The following is a 17,763-nucleotide window of genomic DNA, read 5'->3' as shown; positions in this document are numbered from 1 at the left end:
TCGTGTGTCAATGTCTTTTAGAAGGATGGACGGTCAATAAACCAAAAGCAGATCTTCCATTGAGGAAGTCGTGCGCTTGTCTGTAAAATAAGCGTGGAGAACTTCGTTTTCATCAAGCTGGCTCAGTTTTTGTCCGTCCTTCTCAATAATGATCGGGTGTTTGCAGCCTCGTTTAAACAGGAGCATGACCTCATAAATCTGCTGTTCAGCGCACACCGTGATCGGGGCGAGGCGTCGCACTTCCCTCTCCTTTCCGTAATAGCGCTCAAGCAAAAAACGAATATGGACGTAATGGCGATTGCGATATTCCTGGTAAAGAGATGCAGCCAAAAATACGAGGAGCACCCAAGCGCTCAGCTGTGACGGGGAAACCAACAGAATTGCCGCGATTAAAACAGTACAGCAAAAGCACGACACAGCCAGCATCACCCGCTGTGCTTTCTGATACGGAAGGTGTTTTGAAAACAGCAAAAACAGCAGCTTCCCGCCGTCAAGCGGCCAAACCGGAAACAGATTAATCAAGAGGATGGTCAGATTGTAAAAGGTAAACGTTTCAAATATATGAGGGCTGACGAGCGAATTGACCGCCAAAAGCCATGCAGCAAATTGAAGCCAGATATGCTGAACAGGCCCCGCGGCGATGACGGCCAGCTCTTCCTTTAACGGTCTGTTGCCATGTTCATCGACTTCAAGCGTTCCCCCAAAAGGCAGCAGGAAAATGCCTTTAATTCTCCATGAAAAATAAACGGCAGCAGCAGCGTGGCCAAGCTCGTGGATCAAAATAACGATCATTAAACAAAACAGCGCTTTAATATGTCCTGTCATGATACCGATCGCCATGACAAGCCACAGCAGCGGGTGAATGTGAAGCTTGGTGAAGAGCTCCGTCCATTTATTCAAATGTGATCACCTGTATCGGATCAACAAATTCCTCTCCTTGTTTGATCGCAAAGTAATAGACGCCTTTTTGATTTTTATCCTGCTTAATCGTTCCGAGCTTCGTTCCTTTATCTATAAAATCGTATAAAGCGACATCCGCTTTTTTCAGCTGGCCGTAGTAGGTATAGCTGTTGTCCGCATGCTGCAAAACCACCGTCAGGCCCGTTTCCGGATTTTTGTCCACTTCAATGACATAGCCTTCCTTCATGCTGCGGATCGTTTCGTCTTCTGTTTCTACCTTAATGCCCTGGCCTGAGAATTTCTCCTGAACCTTTCCCATGGCAGGAACAGCGAGATCTTGATTCACCTCGACCTGACCGGATGGTTTTTCACCTTTCGGTTGAAAGAATGCGAGGGGATCGCCAAACTTGGATTCATACCAATTCTGGAGAGCCGCAAATTGGAACTCTTCAGTAAACACCTGGCTGATGACCGGTTTGATTTGGTTTGCGGGTTCAAACTGGCCTTTGTAGGCAATAGCGGACACAAGGACAAGACATGCCGACAGAAGACATTTCACGATGAGCGCATCCGCTTTGACAAGAGGGTGCTTCCCATTTATCAGCAGGGAGCTTCCCTCAGGCGGAGGGAAGTCTCCGGCCTTTTCATCTTCCGAAAAGGCTGTCCATGCAGGCGGCTTGACCGGCAGCTTTTTGCCGCCTGACGAAAAGGGCTGTTTATCCGGCGCTTTCCGCTTTCTTTTCCTGGCCATTCTTTTTCGAATCTCATCTGCTCTATGACTCATAACCCTCATCCTTTACATTCAGGTTCGTTTGTTCAATGATATGTCTTGTCCCAGGCGTTTATGACGGTATATTGACATAAAACCAAAAGGTTTCATATAATAGATAGGAAACCTTTTGGTTTTACTTTTTTCTAGGAGGTCTATTATGAGCAATCAACAATTACCTGATATACATAAACAGGCTGTTTTTCACGCATCGATAGAAAAAGTGTGGGAGGCCGTCGCCACCAGCGAAGGCATCGCCGCCTGGTTTATGCCAAATGATTTCCGTCCGGAGATCGGCTGTGAATTCACCTTGCAGTCTCCGTTCGGCCCCTCCCCTTGCAAAGTGATCGAGCTTGAAGCGCCACATCGACTCGCTTTCAGCTGGGATACGTCTGGCTGGATCGTCACATTTGAATTGAAAGAGCTGTCTGCAGAAAAAACCGAATTTACCCTGATTCATTCAGGATGGGGCGCGCCGGAAGAAACGGTTGCAAAAGCGGGAGAAAAACAAGCGGATGTCCGCAATCGGATGAATGGCGGCTGGGAAGCGATCGTCAATCAAAAGCTGCGTCAGGCAGTTGAAGGCTAGTGACATCATCGGCCGTAAAACATGATGTGTTCCAAGCCGTTTCCGATCCCTCACGGCGAAAGATGCTGAAGCTCCTCGCCGGGAGGGAATTGCCTGTAACAGATATCAGCACTCATTTCCCGATGAGCCGAACGGCTGTTTCAAAGCATCTGAGAATTTTGTCAGAAGCCGGACTTGTCAGCGGAAGAAAAGCGGGCAGAGAAAAACTGTACAGGCTTCATCCCGAACCTCTCGCGGAGCTGCAGCAGTGGCTCGCCTACTTCGACATGTATTGGGACAATAAGCTTTCCTTGTTAAAGCACAAAGTCGAAAACGATCAATGAAACTGCAAAAAAAGCAATCTCGTTTTGGAGATTGCTTTTTTGCAAGTTAAGCGCGTACGCCGAAAAATGATTTAATCTTTGCGAAAACGCCTTTATTTTCTTCTTCAAACGACTGTAAAGGCACAGATTCGCCCAGCACGCGGCGGGCGATGTTCCGGTATGCGATTGAAGCTTTATTGTTCGGATCCATGACGACAGGCTCCCCGTTATTGGAAGCTTTAATCACTTCGTCATCATCCGCAACAATACCGATCAGTTCGATCGACAAGTGCTGAATGACTTCATCAACATCCAGCGTATCGCCGTTTTTCATTAAGTGGTTGCGGATCCGGTTGACGACAAGTCTCGGCGGCTCAATATTTTCTTCTTTTTCAAGCAGGCCGATGATCCGGTCGGCGTCACGAACAGCGGAGATTTCCGGTGTCGTCACGACAATCGCTTTGTCAGCGCCCGAGACCGCATTTTTATAACCTTGCTCAATCCCTGCAGGGCAGTCGATGACAATGTAGTCGAAGTCTTGTTTGAGCTGCTGGACAAGCTTGACCATCTGCTCGGGAAGAACAGCCGACTTATCGCTTGTCTGGGCGGCCGGGAGCAAATAAAGCAAATCATCGAAGCGTTTATCTTTCACAAGCGCCTGATGGATTTTGCATCGCTCCTCAACGACATCTACCAAATCATATATGATTCTATTTTCAAGGCCCATGACGACATCAAGATTGCGCAGGCCGATATCCGTGTCAACGAGACATACCCGTTTTCCCAAAATGGCCAAGGCGGTGCCAAGATTTGCGGATGTCGTCGTTTTGCCTACTCCGCCTTTCCCCGAGGTTATTACGATAGCTTCACCCAATTTTACATTCCTCCCTCAAGCCTTGTTAAACTAGGTCTTAAATGAGCTAATTGCTGAAGGCGGTCAATGACCATATTCTCATTTTCATCTAAATAAGCACATTCCATGTCGTTCCCTTCTTGGATGTGGTCTGGGGAGCGATTGAGCACATGATTGATACGCAATTGAGTCGGTCTCATATCCGAAGCCGCAATAACAGCTCGTTTATTTCCATTAAAACCGGCGTGGGCAATCCCTCTTAATGAGCCGAGGATGAAAATATTCCCTCCGGCCTTCACCATTCCTCCCGGATTCACATCCCCAATCAGAAGCAAATCACCCTCCGTTTCGAGGACTTGCCCTGAACGGACAATTTTAGCGACAGAAATAATTTCGCTTTCCGCTTTTAAACGGTTTGCTTCATCTTTGGTCATGACTTCACTTTCAATGGAGTGGATGAACAGATTTTGTTTCTCAGTGATCACATCGGTCAAGATCTGTTCTTGCTCCTCGGTCACATAACGGTGGCCGAGCTTAACGAGCACACTGATTTTCTGGCCTTTTCCATCCATATAATGTTCGAGTGACAGCATATCCTGAAGACCGTACAATAATTCTTCAAAAGAGCATGTGTCATCAAGATGAAGCGTCAATCCATTTTTCGTTCCTTTAATTGTTACGTATTGCTGCTTTTGGGTCTTCACGGTGTTCACCTCAACATCATACTCTTTTCGACATCGGCTCATAAAATCCTCTTTTACTCATTCCTCAGCTCTTTCTTAAGACTGGTAAAAAACCATTTGAACGGGTAAATGAGCAAAAGGCCGCCAACGGCGTTCAGCCCAAGCGTAGGCAGGAGCCTGCCGAGCACAAATTGATGGAACGGCATGATTTCCGGACGTATCAGCATCTGCACGCCATATTGGTAAAATTCAAGAACACAGACGGCGAGCAGCGAAATAAAAATGACGACCAGCGCGTTTGTCTGCAATACTTTGAATGCTTTTGACGATAAATAGCAAATACCGGCAAAACCGAACATATATACACCTAAAAGGTCGGTGTAATTAATATCATATAACAGTCCGAAAATAAATCCATATGTAATGGCAAAAGGCTGATTGACATAAGCCGTCATAAAAACTAAGACAAGCAGCAGAAAACGCGGGATGAGCTGCTGTTCTTCCGTCACAAAAGGCAGGTTGACAAAATCCGCGTAGACGCTGTCAGATACTAAAACAAACATCATCACGACGGGAAGAAGGAAGCGTTTCACGAACCTTCCTCCTCATCGTCCATCTTGTTGACATCCACCGTATCAAGCGTTCTGTCGACGACGATCACGTTATCAAGGTTATACATATCGGCCGCCGGCTCTACATAAGCGATTTTTGTCAAGCCGTAGGAATCGGGTTCAACCTCTGTCACTTTTCCGATTGTCAGGCCTTTCGGAAAAACGCCGCCCGCACCGGAAGTTTCGACGAGGTCTCCTTTTTTCACTTCCCTGTCTTCATCAGGCTCAATGATTTCCATTGACAGCGCCTTTTTCTCAGAGTCGTAGCCGTTGATGATTCCGTTGACCGTTTTCTTGCCTTTATTTGCAGCGATAACCGTAGAAATTCTGTTGTTTCTGTCTGTTGCGCTTAAAAGCTGGACGGTGGAAGTGAAATTGTTCACTTTAGTGCTTTTGATTTTCCCGATCAAGTTGCCGTTTTCATCTGTGACCGCCATATCCTTTTCGACGCCGTGCTTAGAACCTTTGTTAATCGTGATCAGGTTCCACCACTCATACTTATCGGGATTTCTGGCGATTACAGTCGCCAGAATCGGCGTGTAGTCTTTAATTGATTTCAAATGGCCGAGCTCTTTTCTTAAAGACTTATTTTCATTTTCAAGCTCTTGCAGCTTTGCCTCGTATTGCGTCTGGCCGTCGAGCTTTTTCCGCAGGCGCTCATTTTCGCTGTACGTATTTTTTAAGTCTTCGATATTTTCAAAGAAGCCCGCAAAAAATTGAGCGGGCGTATGAAAAATCGTCTGGAATACACCAGTTGTATCGCCAATAAATTTTTCGGGCCAAGTTGCATTCCGGTCATTCTTTAACGAAAATCCAATCATTGCCACTAAAATGATGATACAAAGGAGTAAAAGCATCAACCGTTTATTCGTAAAAAACTGCGGCATGATTATACACCTCTTCTATTCCCTGTGTCCTTAATTTTTGCCTTTAAATAGATGAATTTGCTCGAGAGCTTTACCTGTTCCGATCGCTACACAGTCAAGAGGGTCTTCCGCAATTAAAACCGGCATTTTCGTTTCTTCGCTGATGACTTTGTCCAAGTGGCGCAGCAGCGCACCGCCTCCTGTCAGGACGATTCCGCGGTCCATAATATCAGCCGCGAGTTCAGGCGGAGTTTTTTCAAGCGTATTTTTTACGGCATCGACAATTGCAGTCACAGTGTCGCGAAGCGCCGCTGTAATTTCTTTTTCAGTGATTTCAATCGTTTTCGGCAGACCTGTTAAAAGATCGCGGCCGCGGATTTCCATGCTTTCTCCGTTTTCAGAAGCTTCGGCAGAACCGATTTCAAGTTTGATCGCTTCCGCAGTACGGTCACCGATCATCAAGTTATATGTTTTTCTAATATAAGTAATGATTGCTTCATCCATTTCATCACCGGCAACGCGAATAGACTGGGATGTGACGATGCCGCCGAGGGAAATAATCGCGACTTCGGTCGTTCCGCCGCCGATGTCGACCACCATGCTTCCAGTCGGTTCCCAAACAGGAAGATTGGCTCCGATCGCCGCTGCAAACGGTTCTTCAATCGGATATGCATCTCTCGCCCCGGCCTGGCGCGTAGCGTCGATTACCGCACGCTGCTCAACCGCCGTAATTCCCGACGGGACACAAACCATGACATAAGGCTTTCTCGCAAATAAGCCTTTGTTTTTAACAGCTTTGCTAATATAATGTTTCATCATTGTCGCTGTTGTTTCATAATCAGCGATTACGCCATCTTTCATCGGGCGGAGGGCGACGACATTGCCGGGCGTACGTCCGATCATGTTTTTCGCATCGTTTCCGACTGCAACGATCTGCTTTGTATCTGTTTGCAGCGCAACGACGGAAGGCTCCCTGACGACAATTCCTTTACCTTTCACAAAAACAAGCGTATTCGCCGTTCCTAAATCTATTCCAAGGTCTCTCGCACCAATTCCAAACATTTGTATGTATCTTCCTTTCTTAAAACAATATTCCTAAGCAAAAACCCATAAATTCTATTATAGCTTAATTTAATGAAAAAAAAAGTGTTACAAATATCCTTTTTCTTTTAAGCTCACAAATTTTTGATCACCGATGATGATATGATCGAGCAATTCGATTCCAAGCAGCTGTCCGGACTCGTGAAGGCGCTGTGTAACTTCTATGTCTTCGCGGCTTGGAGCCGGATCTCCGGACGGATGATTGTGGACGCAGATGAATGAGGCTGCGGAGCGCTTTAAAGCTTCCTTAAACACTTCCCTCGGATGGACGATTGAAGAGTTCAAGCTTCCTATAAAAATTGTTCGCTTGTGGATCACCTGGTTTTTCGTGTTCAGATACAGGCATACGAAGTGCTCCTGAGACAGAAAGCGCATATCCCCCATTAAAAAATTGGCCGCATCTTCGGGAAAACGGATCACATAACGGTCTTTGCAGGCAAGGCTGTGAATGCGCCGGCCAAGTTCGAGCGCCGCCAAAATCTGCACGGCTTTGGCGCGGCCGATCCCGGAAATGCTTGAAAGCTCCTCAGCGGATGCTTCTTTTAACAAACGGAGGCCGTCAAACGTTTGAAGCAGCCGGCTTGAAAGCTGAAGAACCGATTCTTTTTTCGTCCCGGTTCTGAGCAGTATCGCGAGCAGTTCATGGTTTGACAAACTTTCGGCGCCTGTGTTGAGAAGGCGCTCCCGCGGCCTTTCTTCATCAGGAAAATCCTTTAATTTCAACGGCAGATCGCTTATGATAAACCCTCCCTTTTGATTCCCTTCTCGTTCGGTTTATCAAAAGGAGTGAAGATCGAACGTTTTCAGCATTCTCATCGTTTTGGAAATCGGAAGACCCACAACTGTATAATAGTCTCCCTTTATCTGTTTGACAAAAAGCGCGCCTTTTCCTTGTATTCCGTATGAACCGGCTTTATCAAACGGCTCTCCTGTAGCGATGTAAGCGCTGATTTCCTTTTCTTCAAGAGGCCAAAAAAAGACTTCGGTTTCTTCAAAAAATGTTTCGCATCTCTCGCCGTCCTTAATGCAGACGCCGGTAAGCACTGAATGGGTCTGTCCCGAAAGCATGCTCAGCATCCTTTTTGCATCTTCGGCATCTTTGGGCTTGCCCAAATAAGCCCCGTCATAAAGAACAATGGTGTCGGCGCCAAGCACGACGGCATCAGGATATTGTTCGGCTACTGCACGCACTTTTTGTTCCGCCAACCATTTGACGTTTTCTGCTGGTGAAAAGTTTCGAATTAATTTTTCTTCCGCGTTGCTCGTAACGATGCTGTACGGAATCTGAAGAAGATCGAGGAGTTCCTTTCTGCGGGGTGATTGTGAAGCCAATATGAGCTGTCGGGTCATAAGAAGACATCCTTTCAAAGGTTTTTGCATAGGAAAAAAAGATACCTGTTTTATCCTACCAAAAGAACGCCGCCGCCACAATTTCAGAAAAGTAACTTTTTAATAACAAAAATCGTGAAAATAAAAAAACCAGCGCCTCTGCTGGTTTTTTTATTTTATTTGGCTCAGCAATAACTGCTGGCTTTTCCAGCCGTTGGCTGCGGTCGGTTTCTCAAGCAGGTTGACGGCTTCCAGTATGCTCTTCTTTACCTCTTCAGATTCTCCTTTTGATTTGGCGCCGTCAAGTTCAGCTTTGACATCAGCTATGTTTTGAGATGTAACCTCCGCGCCGAGAATCGCTTTTGCCGACAGCTCGGCCGCTTCTTTAAAAGGCTCTAGCAAACCGGGCTCGAGTGCAACCGGAAGCTCTTTTCCGCCCCACGCTTCAAAATCGTTTTCGATTAATATTTTGCCAATTTCAGATGTCATCTGTTTTTCCCCTGTTATTCCGGCGATCACATAAAATCCGTCGTCTTTGGCAATCGAAACGGCGGCATACCCCTTGTCTGCGATTTGAGAGGCCAGCGTCTCCGCTCCTTCTTTAGATGAAAACTTGCCGGCCTGAACGGCAAAGCTGTGAAAAGATTCTCCCGCTTGTCCGCTATTTTTTTGTCCGCTCTTTTTCTCTTCGGCACCTGAGTCACCGGCTTTTACCGCCTGTCCGTTTTCCGCATCCGCACCCAGGCTGCCGGATGCCGGCACTCCTTCTTTATGGGTTGCGAGATTCAGCGCGAACAGCCCGAGTCCCGTGCCGAGCAACACAGCAAAGATAATGGTTGCAGCAAAGCGCTTCAAAGGAAACGTAAGGGACATTTTCGCTTTTCGGTTGTTTTTAGCCTCGTTTTTCTTTTGATAAGGCGCCACCACTTTGGGATCGTCTTTGTACACGGTTTCTTCTTCGTCTGGAGGCGTCCATGTAAATTCATCTGTTTCAGGTGCGCCGTCCTCTTTTGAAGCCGATATTTCCCGTTCCGCCTTTCTCTTTTCTTCCCAGTTTGAAAAGGTGAACTTCTTTTCTTCATTTCTGTTGGAAAACTCTTTTTCATTTCCGTAGATGGTCTCTTCTCTGCCATTGATCATCACTTTAAGCGGGTCTTCCTGGGGCACTTTTTTAGCTGAGTTTTTCTTGCTCTTCCGTTTTTTCATGTGGCTTCCCTCGCTTTCCGTTTATTGTTTTATATTGAGATTAGGCGGCAGATTGGCCGCTCTCTATACGATCGGCAGAGGGAAGCCAGAAGGAAGGAGGAGTTCTCCCAAAGGCTGTCCCTCTTATTGTCCACACTTTATCACAGCCTCAAAAAAAAAGAACAAGACTTTTGTCGTCTTGCCCAAAAAGGTTTCGTCAAATTTTTCACCACCGTGCCATTTGAAGATACCACTCGATCATTGGATTGCCATAGAAACAGCTTATCAGCGTCCCGATCAGAATCGCGGGAGCAAACGGCATAGGTTCATTTTTCTTTAGCTTTCCTGCCAGCAATGCAATCAGACCAAGCACCGTTCCTGCGGCTGCCGAAAGGAAAAAAGCGAGAATGAGGAGGCGGCTGCCGAGCGCTATGCCGAGCACCGCAAACAGCTTTACGTCCCCCCAGCCGATCCCTCCTTTCGTCAAAAGCAGCGTCAAGAGCGGAAGCATGCCGCCGGCAAACGCACCGCTTAAACCGGAATGCCACGGCTCGAGGGGAACAAGAAACCGTCCGACAGCAAAGACAATCAGGAAAAAACAAAGCACAGCATCCGGAATGACCATATGTGTCACATCAGATACAAAGACGATCAAAAGCAGGGAAATAAGAGCAAGCACAATCACCAGCTCCCCCTGATGCCCAACCTGCATACCGGCAAACGCAAACAGGATGGCGGCGGAGAGCTCAACTGCCGGATACACAATCGATATCGGGGTTTGACACCCCTTGCACCTCCCCCGCTGCATCAAATAGGACAAAACAGGTATCAGCTCCGCGAGGCCCAGCTTTCTTTTGCAAGCCCGGCAGAGGGAACGCGGAGCAATCAATGATATCTTTTCAGGGATGCGTCGCCCGGCTGAACTAAAAAAGGAACCGAGCACTAACCCCGTCGTAAAAAGGTAAAAGATGAACATCACTATCAGCCTCGCACAATCAAATTTAACCGCTTCATGGGAAAAAACGGCTTCCTGAGGCTGTTATTTTAGCAAATATGAAGCGCCTCCGCTTTTCATAAAACATAAAAATGCGCAGTCAGCCGATGGCCAAAAGCGCATTTTTATGTTTTTTATTCAGTTAAAACTGCCCTGACAGCGGAAATAAAGTAAAGCGACCCGGTAACAATGACCACCGCTTTTTCATCTTCAGCTTGTTCTTCGATATAGCGGAAAACAGAGCCGATGTCTTCATCACATGTTTTATGAACAGCGGTACTTTGCTCAAACAGCTTTTGAGCGGATTCCGCTCTCGGAAAATCAAAAGATGTGAAGTGAATCGATGACGCAAACGACTCGATTTTGCGGATCATGTCTCTGTACGGCTTATCTTTGAGAGCACTGAAGCATACGTGAATATTCCGCCCGTCGAAGTGGGACGTGATCGTCTCGGCCAGCCGCTCTACCCCTTCTTTGTTATGAGCGCCGTCGATATAAACGAGAGGCCTGTTCAATACCTTCTCAAACCGGCCGGGCCATCCCGCCTTATGAATGCCGCGTTTCAGCTCTTCTTCGCTGATGGCCGCATGTTTTTCGGCTGTCAGCCATTCGGCCGCAAGTATGGCCAAAGACGCGTTTTGCCGCTGATGGGTGCCGATCAGGCTTGTTTCAATTCTTTCATAACGATGTAACGGTGTTTTCAGTGAAAACTGCTCTCCATCGGGCAGTGAACGCTCTCCGGACAGCTCGCAATCCTCATGAAGGGATATAAAAGCAGATTCTGTCTCCATCGCCTTTCGCTTTATCACTTCAGCTGCTTCACGCTGATGAACGGCTGTGATAACAGGAACGCCGTGTTTGATGATTCCCGCCTTTTCTGCGGCAATCTCTTTCAGCGTGCCGCCTAATATTGCCATATGGTCATGGCCGATCGAAGTGATGACCGTTAACATCGGCTTCACGACGTTTGTCGAATCCAAACGGCCGCCTAATCCCGTTTCAAAAATAACAAAATCGGTGCGCCGGTATTTAGCAAAATATAAAAATGCGCATGCCGTAATAATTTCAAATTCGGTGGCTGCTCCGAATTCGGTTTTTTCAAGCTCAAGGACGAGAGGCCCGACCTCATTAAAGAGCGCCGTCCATTCGTCGTCCGAGATCGGTGCGCCGTCAACGCTGATCCGTTCGTTAAAGGTAATGATATACGGTGATGTGAAGGTGCCTGCTGTATAACCGGCTTCATTTAATACCGTACGGAGAAAAGCGATCGTTGAACCTTTTCCGTTTGTTCCGGCGACATGAATCGCATTAAGCTTTTTCTCGGGGTGCCCGAGCTTTCTCAGCAGCCATTCCATTCGTTCCAAACCCGGCTTCACGCCGAATTTAAGCCTTCCGTTAATCCAGCTGAGTGCTTCATCAAACGTTTTGAACAAGCGAATTCCTTCCCTTCAATTGATGAAGGTGTTTTCCAGCATCTTTAGAAAGACCTGGAAAACACCTCCTTTTTTCGTTGATTAATTTTTCAATTCGGCAATCCTTTTTTCTACAGCTTCACGTTTTGCCGTATAATCGGCTTCTTTCGCCCGCTCTTCTTCAATGACATGTGCAGGCGCCTTTTTCATAAATCCTTCGTTGCTTAATTTCTTTTGAACCCGTTCAACTTCCTTCGTCAGCTTATCGAGTTCTTTTTGCAGGCGGCTGATTTCTTCCTCAATGTTAATCAGACCTTCGAGCGGCAAAATCAGCTCGGCGCCGGATACGACAGCGGTCATCGCTTTATCGACCGCCTGAATATCCGTTCCGATTTGAAGAAGGCTCGGATTCGTAAAGCGTTCCACGTACGAACGGTTTTCTTCAAGTCGTTCGGCGATTTCCGGCGTGCTTGTTTTAATATAAAGCTCAATCTGCTTGCTAAGCGGCGTGTTGACTTCGCTCCGGATGTTCCGTACAGCGCGGATGACTTCAACGAGAAGCTTCATATCCGCCGCTGCTTCGGTGTCCGTATATTCTTTAACAGCTTCAGGCCACTTGGCGACTGTAATGGATTCCCCTTCGTGAGGAAGATGCTGCCAGATCTCCTCCGTCAGGAAAGGCATAAACGGATGCAACAGGCGCATCGTTTGATCCAGCACATACGCTAAAATAGAGCGGGTCGTCTTTTTCGCCGCTTCATCTTCACCGTAAAGCGGAAGTTTAGCCATTTCGATGTACCAGTCGCAGAAATCATCCCAGATAAAATTGTAGAGATGGCGGCCAACCTCGCCGAATTCGTACTTGTCAGCCAGCTGTGTCACAGTTTCAATCGTTTCGTTCAACCTTGTTAAAATCCACTTATCGGCAACTGATTTTTCTCCTGACAGATCAAGCTCTTCGTATGTCATGCCGTCCATGTTCATCAGGGCGAACCTTGATGCGTTCCAAATCTTGTTCGCAAAATTCCATGTTGACTCCACTTTTTCAAAGCTGAAGCGTAAATCCTGCCCTGGAGAGCTTCCCGTCGCAAGGAAGTAGCGCAGCGAATCCGCTCCGTACTTATCGATCACATCCATCGGATCGACGCCGTTTCCGAGCGATTTGCTCATTTTGCGGCCCTGGTCATCGCGGATAAGCCCGTGGATCAAAACATCTTTAAACGGACGTTCTCCGGTAAATTCGATACCTTGGAAGATCATTCTGGATACCCAGAAGAAAATGATATCGTATCCTGTGACAAGGACGTTCGTCGGATAGTAACGCTTGAAATCTTCCTCATCGATATCCGGCCAGCCCATCGTTGAAAACGGCCAAAGAGCGGAACTGAACCATGTGTCAAGAACGTCTTTGTCCTGCTCCCAGTTTTCGGCATCTTCAGGAGCTTCAGCTCCCACATAGATTTCCCTCGTTTCTTTATGGTACCACGCAGGAATACGGTGGCCCCACCAAAGCTGGCGGGAAATGCACCAGTCGCGGATATTTTCCATCCAGTGCAGATACGTTTTTTCAAAACGGTCAGGGACGAAGTTGACTTTTCCTTCGCTTTTTTGCAATTCGATGGCGGCATCGGCAAGCGGCTGCATTTGCACGAACCACTGCGTTGACAAATACGGCTCAACGACTGCTCCGCTGCGTTCGCTGTGGCCGACCGAATGCGTATGTTCTTCAATCTTGAACAGCACGCCCTCTTCCTGAAGATCTTTCACGATCTGCTTGCGGCATTCAAAACGGTCCATGCCTTTATATTGAAGCGCCTTGTCATTCATTGTGCCGTCTTCATTCATAACGAGAATGCGTTCAAGGTTGTGGCGGTTTCCGATTTCAAAGTCGTTCGGATCATGGGCAGGTGTAATTTTGACGGCACCTGAGCCGAATTCCATATCGACGTAGTCGTCTCCGACAATCGGAATTTCTCTTCCTGTGATCGGCAGAATAACCGTTTTTCCGATTAGGTGTTTGTACCGCTCGTCTTCCGGATGTACCGCAACCGCTGTATCGCCGAGCATCGTTTCCGGACGGGTCGTCGCAATTTCAATCGAGCCTGAACCGTCTTTCAACGGATAGCGCATATGATAGAACGCGCCTTGTACGTCTTTATAGATGACTTCGATGTCAGACAGAGCCGTTTTAGTGGCCGGGTCCCAGTTAATGATATATTCTCCGCGGTAAATCAGCCCTTTTTCATATAGCTTCACAAATACTTCGCGAACCGCTTTAGAAAGCCCTTCATCAAGGGTGAAACGCTCCCTTGAATAGTCAAGGCCAAGCCCGATTTTCGCCCATTGGCTGCGAATAAAATCGGCATATTCCTCTTTCCATTTCCATGTTTCTTCAAGGAATTTTTCGCGGCCGAGATCATAGCGCGTTTTTCCTTCTTCGCGAAGCTTCGCTTCTACTTTTGCCTGAGTTGCAATACCGGCGTGATCCATACCCGGCAGCCAGAGCACGTCATAGCCCTGCATCCGTTTCATTCTTGTCACGATATCCTGCAAGGTGGAATCCCAAGCATGCCCCAAGTGCAGCTTACCCGTCACATTCGGCGGGGGAATGACAACGGTGTACGGTTCTTTTTCAGGGTCGTTTTTCGCTTCAAAAAATTTGCCGTTCACCCAATAGTCGTATCTGTCTTTTTCAACTGCAGACGGATCGTATTTTGTCGGCATCGTCAGTTCTTGATTATCCATTTTCAAACCTCCAACAGTATTAAACGGCTGAACAATAAAAAAGAGCCCTCTCGATCCTGTTAAAAGGACGAAGAGAACTCTCTCGCGGTACCACCTTTTTTCATGAATGCGAAAAAAACGCATTCACGCACTTAAATGGGATAACGGGACTTTCCCGAATTTCTCTACTTTTTGTTCGAGAAATTGCGCTCCTGGGCGACCTTCCAAAAAAGACTGACTGGGAGCCTTTCAGCGAACCGGCTTCCCTCTCTGCAAGCGTCTGTTTTTGTACTCTTCCCATTCAAAGCGGGTGATCATTGACTTTTCAGCACGTACTTTTTCTTTTTCTTATATTACTAAATCTTTTTCATTTTCGTCAATCATCTTTTCCGTTTTTCTCTTGTTTTATACGATACTGGGCCATGCACACAAGCTCCTTTTCCTCATATGATGCTGTAACGATAAGGAGAGGAGGCATAAGATGCGAAAAAAATTCAACACACATTCATTCCAGCCGTGGCTGAAGCAAGTCAGGCTTGTTGCTGTTCAAGTCGTCCTCCCGATCACGATCTTCCAGGGCATACGCACGATCATCTTTCCGACCACATTTGATGTCCTCCTTTTGGGCATTCTCATATTCCTTGCGTGCGCCTTTCACCTTGACTGGATATAAGCACGAAAAAAGTCCGCATCATGATGATGGGGACTCTGTTTCTTCCTGCAGTTTTCTGTTTTCTTCCGTCTCGTGAATGTTCATCACAAGCGGTTCGGCGTTTTTCATTTGCCAGTACGCCTTCAAAAGCATTGTACAGGCTTCTTTTTCTCCGGGCCCCTTCTCAAGGTCGTAGCGGTTCAGCACACCGTATACAGGCCCGGGGTAAGCCATATAGCTGAGGAATAAGCTGATTTCTTCCTCCCGCAAAGGATAGACATTGTGATACGTATAAAACCAGTTTACACATTCCGTGCACATCACGGGATTCGTCTTAAACATTCTTGTGAAAAATACGATGAGATCGTTCGCTGGGGGCCCGTGTCCCGCTTTCTCAAAGTTCGTAAAGTAACCCGTTCCGGTATCGTTATAGAGAAAATGCCGGACGGACAGCTGCCCGTGGTTTAAAACCATTCTCGAAGACTCTTTGTCTTTCATGGTCTCATACCACTCTTCAAGGCGGGCAAGCGCAAAGTCTGCAGCTGATATCGTCTCTTTGAAATACATGGCTGCCTGAAGCTGGAACGGGGACATATACCATTCGTTTTCCGCTCTTGAGATGAATTCTTCATATTTCTGTTTTTGCTGTTCCCATTTCCGTTTTGTCCGTTCATAGTGCCCGAGTATTTCTTCCCGCCTCACACCGAGCTCTTTTTCCGTTCGCTGGTGAAGAAGAGCGATTTCTTTAAACATATATTCGTGTTTTTGGTCAAGCTCTTCCTCTCTTTCAAGGGTAAGCCAAGGCATGAGATAACAGACATCTTCTCCGGCTTGCGTTAAAAATTCGCCCGTGCGGTTTCGATAGACGGGGACAAACTGCCTGTAGCCTTTTTCCTCCAGCATGATCATCTGTTCTGTGAAGCGGGCGTTTCTTGAAGCCGCCAATTTTTTCAGGGCGAATACACCGTGATCCGTATACACTTTCCATACCTTTGGACTGACCGATTCCATATATTCAGGCGTAAGACCGTACTCATTTAAAACAGACTGGATGCCTTCCATCGGCTTCACCACATTTTTATCAATGCATTAGGCATGGCTATTTTGATAATCCGGTATATAAAGGATCTGTCCCTCTTTTAATTCCTCGTCAAGGGAAAGGGAATTCATCCGGATGAGCTGCTGGACATTAATATCATAGCGCTCGCACAAAAGATCAATGGTATCGTTTTGCTGAACGATGCACATCCTCATTCGAGTAAACTCCTCCTCTCCCTGTTTTGTAAACAGCTTTGTCAAATAGAGAGCATTGTCATTCTCCTTAGCTGACACTTCCTGGTCGTCTGCTGCCGGCATCTCATCTCTTTCTTCTTCAGGCTCCGTCTGCTCATGAAACGAATATTCAGGGATTTCAATGGTATGTCCGGCTTCCTCTTCTTCATCAATCGCTTCTGCTTTCTGTGTCACTTCAACTTCAAACGTCTCAGGCTCCCTGTCATTCTGGTCTTCCTCCAAAAGAGGCGGAACACCGTAGAACGGGGTTTCTTTCGGGTCATCATGAGTTTGATAAGCCCTTTGGAGCGGCTCCGGCTCTGCTTCCGCTTCTTCCCTTTTTAACTCGTATTCTTCCGGCTTTGCTTCTTTCTCCTCTTTCAGCTCATATTCTTCCGGCTTTGCTTCCACTTTCTCCCTAATTAGCTCGTGTTCTTCCGGCTTTGCTTCTTTCTCCTCTTTCAGCTCATATTCTTCCGGCTTTGCTTCTACTTTCTCCCTTTTCAGCTCATATTCTTCCGGTTTTGCTTCTACTTTCTCCCTTTTCAGCTCATATTCTTCCGGCTTTGCTTCTACTTTCTCCCTTTTCAGCTCATATTCTTCCGGTTTTGCTTCTACTTTCTCCCTTTTCAGCTCATATTCTTCTTCCGGATGTTCAAGAGCGGCGTCTTTTGGATTTTCCATTTCACGCTTCGTCCGCTCTGCCGCAGACAAAGACGCTGTAAAAAACGGCTTTGTTTCCTCTGTATCGTCTCCGAGAAACGACTGGTAAATCGGAACCGCTTCCGCATCGGTATCAGTTTCTTCTGCTTCTTCATACGGCTGTTCTTCGTCCTGCTCTTCATAAGATCTGTCAAGCTGAATCAAAAATTCTTCCTCTTTACCCTGTTCTTCGTCGTTTGAAGGTGATCTGAAGGCAGGCTCAAGCTCCTCTTCCGGCTGGACGGCCGCAGGCATAGTACGCGGTTCTTCTTCTCCGGCTTCACCGCTTACATTCAAGAGGCCTTCAATCGCCAAATCAGCTTGAATCGTCAGCATTCTCGCATCTGTCAGCTGATAATCGAAAGCGTCAATAAAAACAAATACGTCGTTTAAATGATTGACCTTGTCTTTCGGGATGGTGATATCCACTGGGAAACAATGCGTCAGCTCTGCGCTGCCGTCCCCTTTCAGCTTTACATCTTCCACAAATCGGCTTGTCGCAGGCAGCTCTGCATATTCCCGGGTTTGATCTATGTTGTATTCGCCTGTCAGCTCTAATGACCCTCGTATGGATACATAATCATTTACTTCCTGAACGGTAATGTCAGGATCCAATGAAATCGATAATAATTCGGATACTTCCTGTCCTTTTTGAAAACAGATTGACTCTTCTACAGAAAATTGCAAACGATTGTTTTGCGGCAAACTGATATCCTCCCTTCACCTAATTTTTAAAATTAGATGTCAGTAAAGATGTATGAGAAAAGCAGGGAGAATATGAACAGAAAAATCATAAGCCGTTACCGGCACCATGCAAAA

18 protein-coding genes and 1 other annotated feature are annotated in these 17,763 nt (G+C 46.9%); of the genes, 3 read left to right on the top strand and 15 right to left on the bottom strand.

Features of this window, described 5'->3' with window-relative positions; translation table 11 throughout:
* Positions 1 to 33: 33 nt before the first annotated feature.
* Both M1E03_RS06870 and M1E03_RS06865 read right to left on the bottom strand, forming a co-directional pair.
* Complete coding sequence (locus M1E03_RS06870; protein ID WP_020452443.1) at positions 34 to 900, bottom strand: M50 family metallopeptidase; 867 nt, start codon at positions 898 to 900, stop codon at positions 34 to 36.
* Complete coding sequence (locus tag M1E03_RS06865) at positions 893 to 1,684, bottom strand: peptidoglycan DD-metalloendopeptidase family protein (protein ID WP_025811044.1); 792 nt, start codon at positions 1,682 to 1,684, stop codon at positions 893 to 895. Before M1E03_RS06865 ends, M1E03_RS06870 begins: the two co-directional genes overlap by 8 nt.
* A 145-nt stretch (positions 1,685 to 1,829) precedes the next feature.
* Here M1E03_RS06865 and M1E03_RS06860 point away from each other — a divergent pair, with 145 nt between their 5' ends.
* Positions 1,830 to 2,258 (top strand): SRPBCC family protein, encoded by a 429-nt coding sequence (locus M1E03_RS06860; RefSeq protein ID WP_149169228.1) that lies wholly within the window; start codon positions 1,830 to 1,832, stop codon positions 2,256 to 2,258.
* Positions 2,258 to 2,581: an ArsR/SmtB family transcription factor gene (locus tag M1E03_RS06855; protein WP_023855421.1), complete on the top strand. Its 324-nt coding sequence runs from the start codon at positions 2,258 to 2,260 to the stop codon at positions 2,579 to 2,581. The genes M1E03_RS06860 and M1E03_RS06855 overlap by 1 nt, the downstream gene beginning before the upstream one ends.
* A gap of 46 nt (positions 2,582 to 2,627) precedes the next feature.
* On the opposite strand, the gene minD is transcribed toward M1E03_RS06855, so the two are convergent.
* From minD to M1E03_RS06800, 11 genes are all read right to left on the bottom strand, one after another.
* Complete coding sequence (minD, locus tag M1E03_RS06850; RefSeq protein WP_020452447.1) at positions 2,628 to 3,434, bottom strand: septum site-determining protein MinD; 807 nt, start codon at positions 3,432 to 3,434, stop codon at positions 2,628 to 2,630.
* Positions 3,435 to 3,436: 2 nt separating this feature from the next.
* Positions 3,437 to 4,117 (bottom strand): septum site-determining protein MinC, encoded by a 681-nt coding sequence (minC, locus tag M1E03_RS06845; protein WP_023855422.1) that lies wholly within the window; start codon positions 4,115 to 4,117, stop codon positions 3,437 to 3,439.
* Between the two features lie 53 nt (positions 4,118 to 4,170).
* Entirely contained in the window at positions 4,171 to 4,689 is a 519-nt protein-coding gene (mreD, locus tag M1E03_RS06840; protein ID WP_020452449.1) for a rod shape-determining protein MreD, read from the bottom strand.
* Complete coding sequence (gene mreC / locus M1E03_RS06835) at positions 4,686 to 5,594, bottom strand: rod shape-determining protein MreC (protein WP_020452450.1); 909 nt, start codon at positions 5,592 to 5,594, stop codon at positions 4,686 to 4,688. Before mreC ends, mreD begins: the two co-directional genes overlap by 4 nt.
* A 30-nt stretch (positions 5,595 to 5,624) precedes the next feature.
* Entirely contained in the window at positions 5,625 to 6,635 is a 1,011-nt protein-coding gene (locus M1E03_RS06830) for a rod shape-determining protein (protein ID WP_003184042.1), read from the bottom strand.
* Positions 6,636 to 6,722: 87 nt separating this feature from the next.
* Positions 6,723 to 7,397: a RadC family protein gene (gene radC / locus M1E03_RS06825; RefSeq protein ID WP_020452451.1), complete on the bottom strand. Its 675-nt coding sequence runs from the start codon at positions 7,395 to 7,397 to the stop codon at positions 6,723 to 6,725.
* A 54-nt stretch (positions 7,398 to 7,451) separates the two neighbouring features.
* Complete coding sequence (locus M1E03_RS06820; RefSeq protein ID WP_020452452.1) at positions 7,452 to 8,024, bottom strand: Maf family protein; 573 nt, start codon at positions 8,022 to 8,024, stop codon at positions 7,452 to 7,454.
* A 150-nt stretch (positions 8,025 to 8,174) separates the two neighbouring features.
* Complete coding sequence (locus M1E03_RS06815; RefSeq protein WP_026579135.1) at positions 8,175 to 9,209, bottom strand: SPOR domain-containing protein; 1,035 nt, start codon at positions 9,207 to 9,209, stop codon at positions 8,175 to 8,177.
* A 205-nt stretch (positions 9,210 to 9,414) separates the two neighbouring features.
* Positions 9,415 to 10,164 carry a prepilin peptidase gene (locus M1E03_RS06810; RefSeq protein WP_458110728.1) on the bottom strand — a complete coding sequence of 250 codons (750 nt, stop codon included), beginning with the start codon at positions 10,162 to 10,164 and terminating at the stop codon, positions 9,415 to 9,417.
* A 152-nt stretch (positions 10,165 to 10,316) separates the two neighbouring features.
* The gene (locus tag M1E03_RS06805; protein WP_023855426.1) at positions 10,317 to 11,615 is read right to left on the bottom strand and encodes a bifunctional folylpolyglutamate synthase/dihydrofolate synthase; all 1,299 of its coding nucleotides are present in this window, start codon (positions 11,613 to 11,615) and stop codon (positions 10,317 to 10,319) included.
* Positions 11,616 to 11,696: 81 nt separating this feature from the next.
* Positions 11,697 to 14,339: a valine--tRNA ligase gene (locus M1E03_RS06800; protein WP_101561158.1), complete on the bottom strand. Its 2,643-nt coding sequence runs from the start codon at positions 14,337 to 14,339 to the stop codon at positions 11,697 to 11,699.
* Positions 14,340 to 14,399: 60 nt separating this feature from the next.
* Positions 14,400 to 14,632 (bottom strand) — a binding site (T-box leader).
* Positions 14,633 to 14,799: 167 nt separating this feature from the next.
* Between M1E03_RS06800 and M1E03_RS06795 the strand changes: the two genes are divergently transcribed.
* Positions 14,800 to 14,991: a hypothetical protein gene (locus tag M1E03_RS06795; protein ID WP_020452457.1), complete on the top strand. Its 192-nt coding sequence runs from the start codon at positions 14,800 to 14,802 to the stop codon at positions 14,989 to 14,991.
* An 18-nt stretch (positions 14,992 to 15,009) separates the two neighbouring features.
* Here the strand turns inward: M1E03_RS06795 and ysxE are convergent, their stop codons facing one another.
* Positions 15,010 to 16,032 (bottom strand): spore coat protein YsxE, encoded by a 1,023-nt coding sequence (ysxE, locus tag M1E03_RS06790; protein ID WP_262723585.1) that lies wholly within the window; start codon positions 16,030 to 16,032, stop codon positions 15,010 to 15,012.
* 27 nt (positions 16,033 to 16,059) lie between these two features.
* A complete protein-coding gene (locus M1E03_RS06785) occupies positions 16,060 to 17,649 on the bottom strand; it encodes a LysM peptidoglycan-binding domain-containing protein (RefSeq protein ID WP_458110727.1) in 1,590 nt (529 codons plus the stop codon).
* Positions 17,650 to 17,763 lie beyond the last annotated feature (114 nt).

The sequence above is a fragment of the Bacillus sp. PK6-013 genome (genome assembly GCF_054161445.1).
This window is presented reverse-complemented; position numbering and strand designations above follow the sequence as displayed.

What these genes read in the sequence shown, in the direction of transcription:
- M1E03_RS06795 (WP_020452457.1), top strand. Translation starts at nt 14,800, where the DNA reads ATGCGAAAAAAATTCAACACACATTCATTCCAGCCGTGGCTGAAGCAA.
- M1E03_RS06800 (WP_101561158.1), bottom strand. Translation starts at nt 14,339, where the DNA reads ATGGATAATCAAGAACTGACGATGCCGACAAAATACGATCCGTCTGCA.
- M1E03_RS06815 (WP_026579135.1), bottom strand. Translation starts at nt 9,209, where the DNA reads ATGAAAAAACGGAAGAGCAAGAAAAACTCAGCTAAAAAAGTGCCCCAG.
- M1E03_RS06865 (WP_025811044.1), bottom strand. Translation starts at nt 1,684, where the DNA reads ATGAGTCATAGAGCAGATGAGATTCGAAAAAGAATGGCCAGGAAAAGA.
- M1E03_RS06820 (WP_020452452.1), bottom strand. Translation starts at nt 8,024, where the DNA reads ATGACCCGACAGCTCATATTGGCTTCACAATCACCCCGCAGAAAGGAA.
- M1E03_RS06830 (WP_003184042.1), bottom strand. Translation starts at nt 6,635, where the DNA reads ATGTTTGGAATTGGTGCGAGAGACCTTGGAATAGATTTAGGAACGGCG.
- M1E03_RS06810 (WP_458110728.1), bottom strand. Translation starts at nt 10,164, where the DNA reads ATGTTCATCTTTTACCTTTTTACGACGGGGTTAGTGCTCGGTTCCTTT.
- mreC (WP_020452450.1), bottom strand. Translation starts at nt 5,594, where the DNA reads ATGCCGCAGTTTTTTACGAATAAACGGTTGATGCTTTTACTCCTTTGT.
- M1E03_RS06860 (WP_149169228.1), top strand. Translation starts at nt 1,830, where the DNA reads ATGAGCAATCAACAATTACCTGATATACATAAACAGGCTGTTTTTCAC.
- ysxE (WP_262723585.1), bottom strand. Translation starts at nt 16,032, where the DNA reads ATGGAAGGCATCCAGTCTGTTTTAAATGAGTACGGTCTTACGCCTGAA.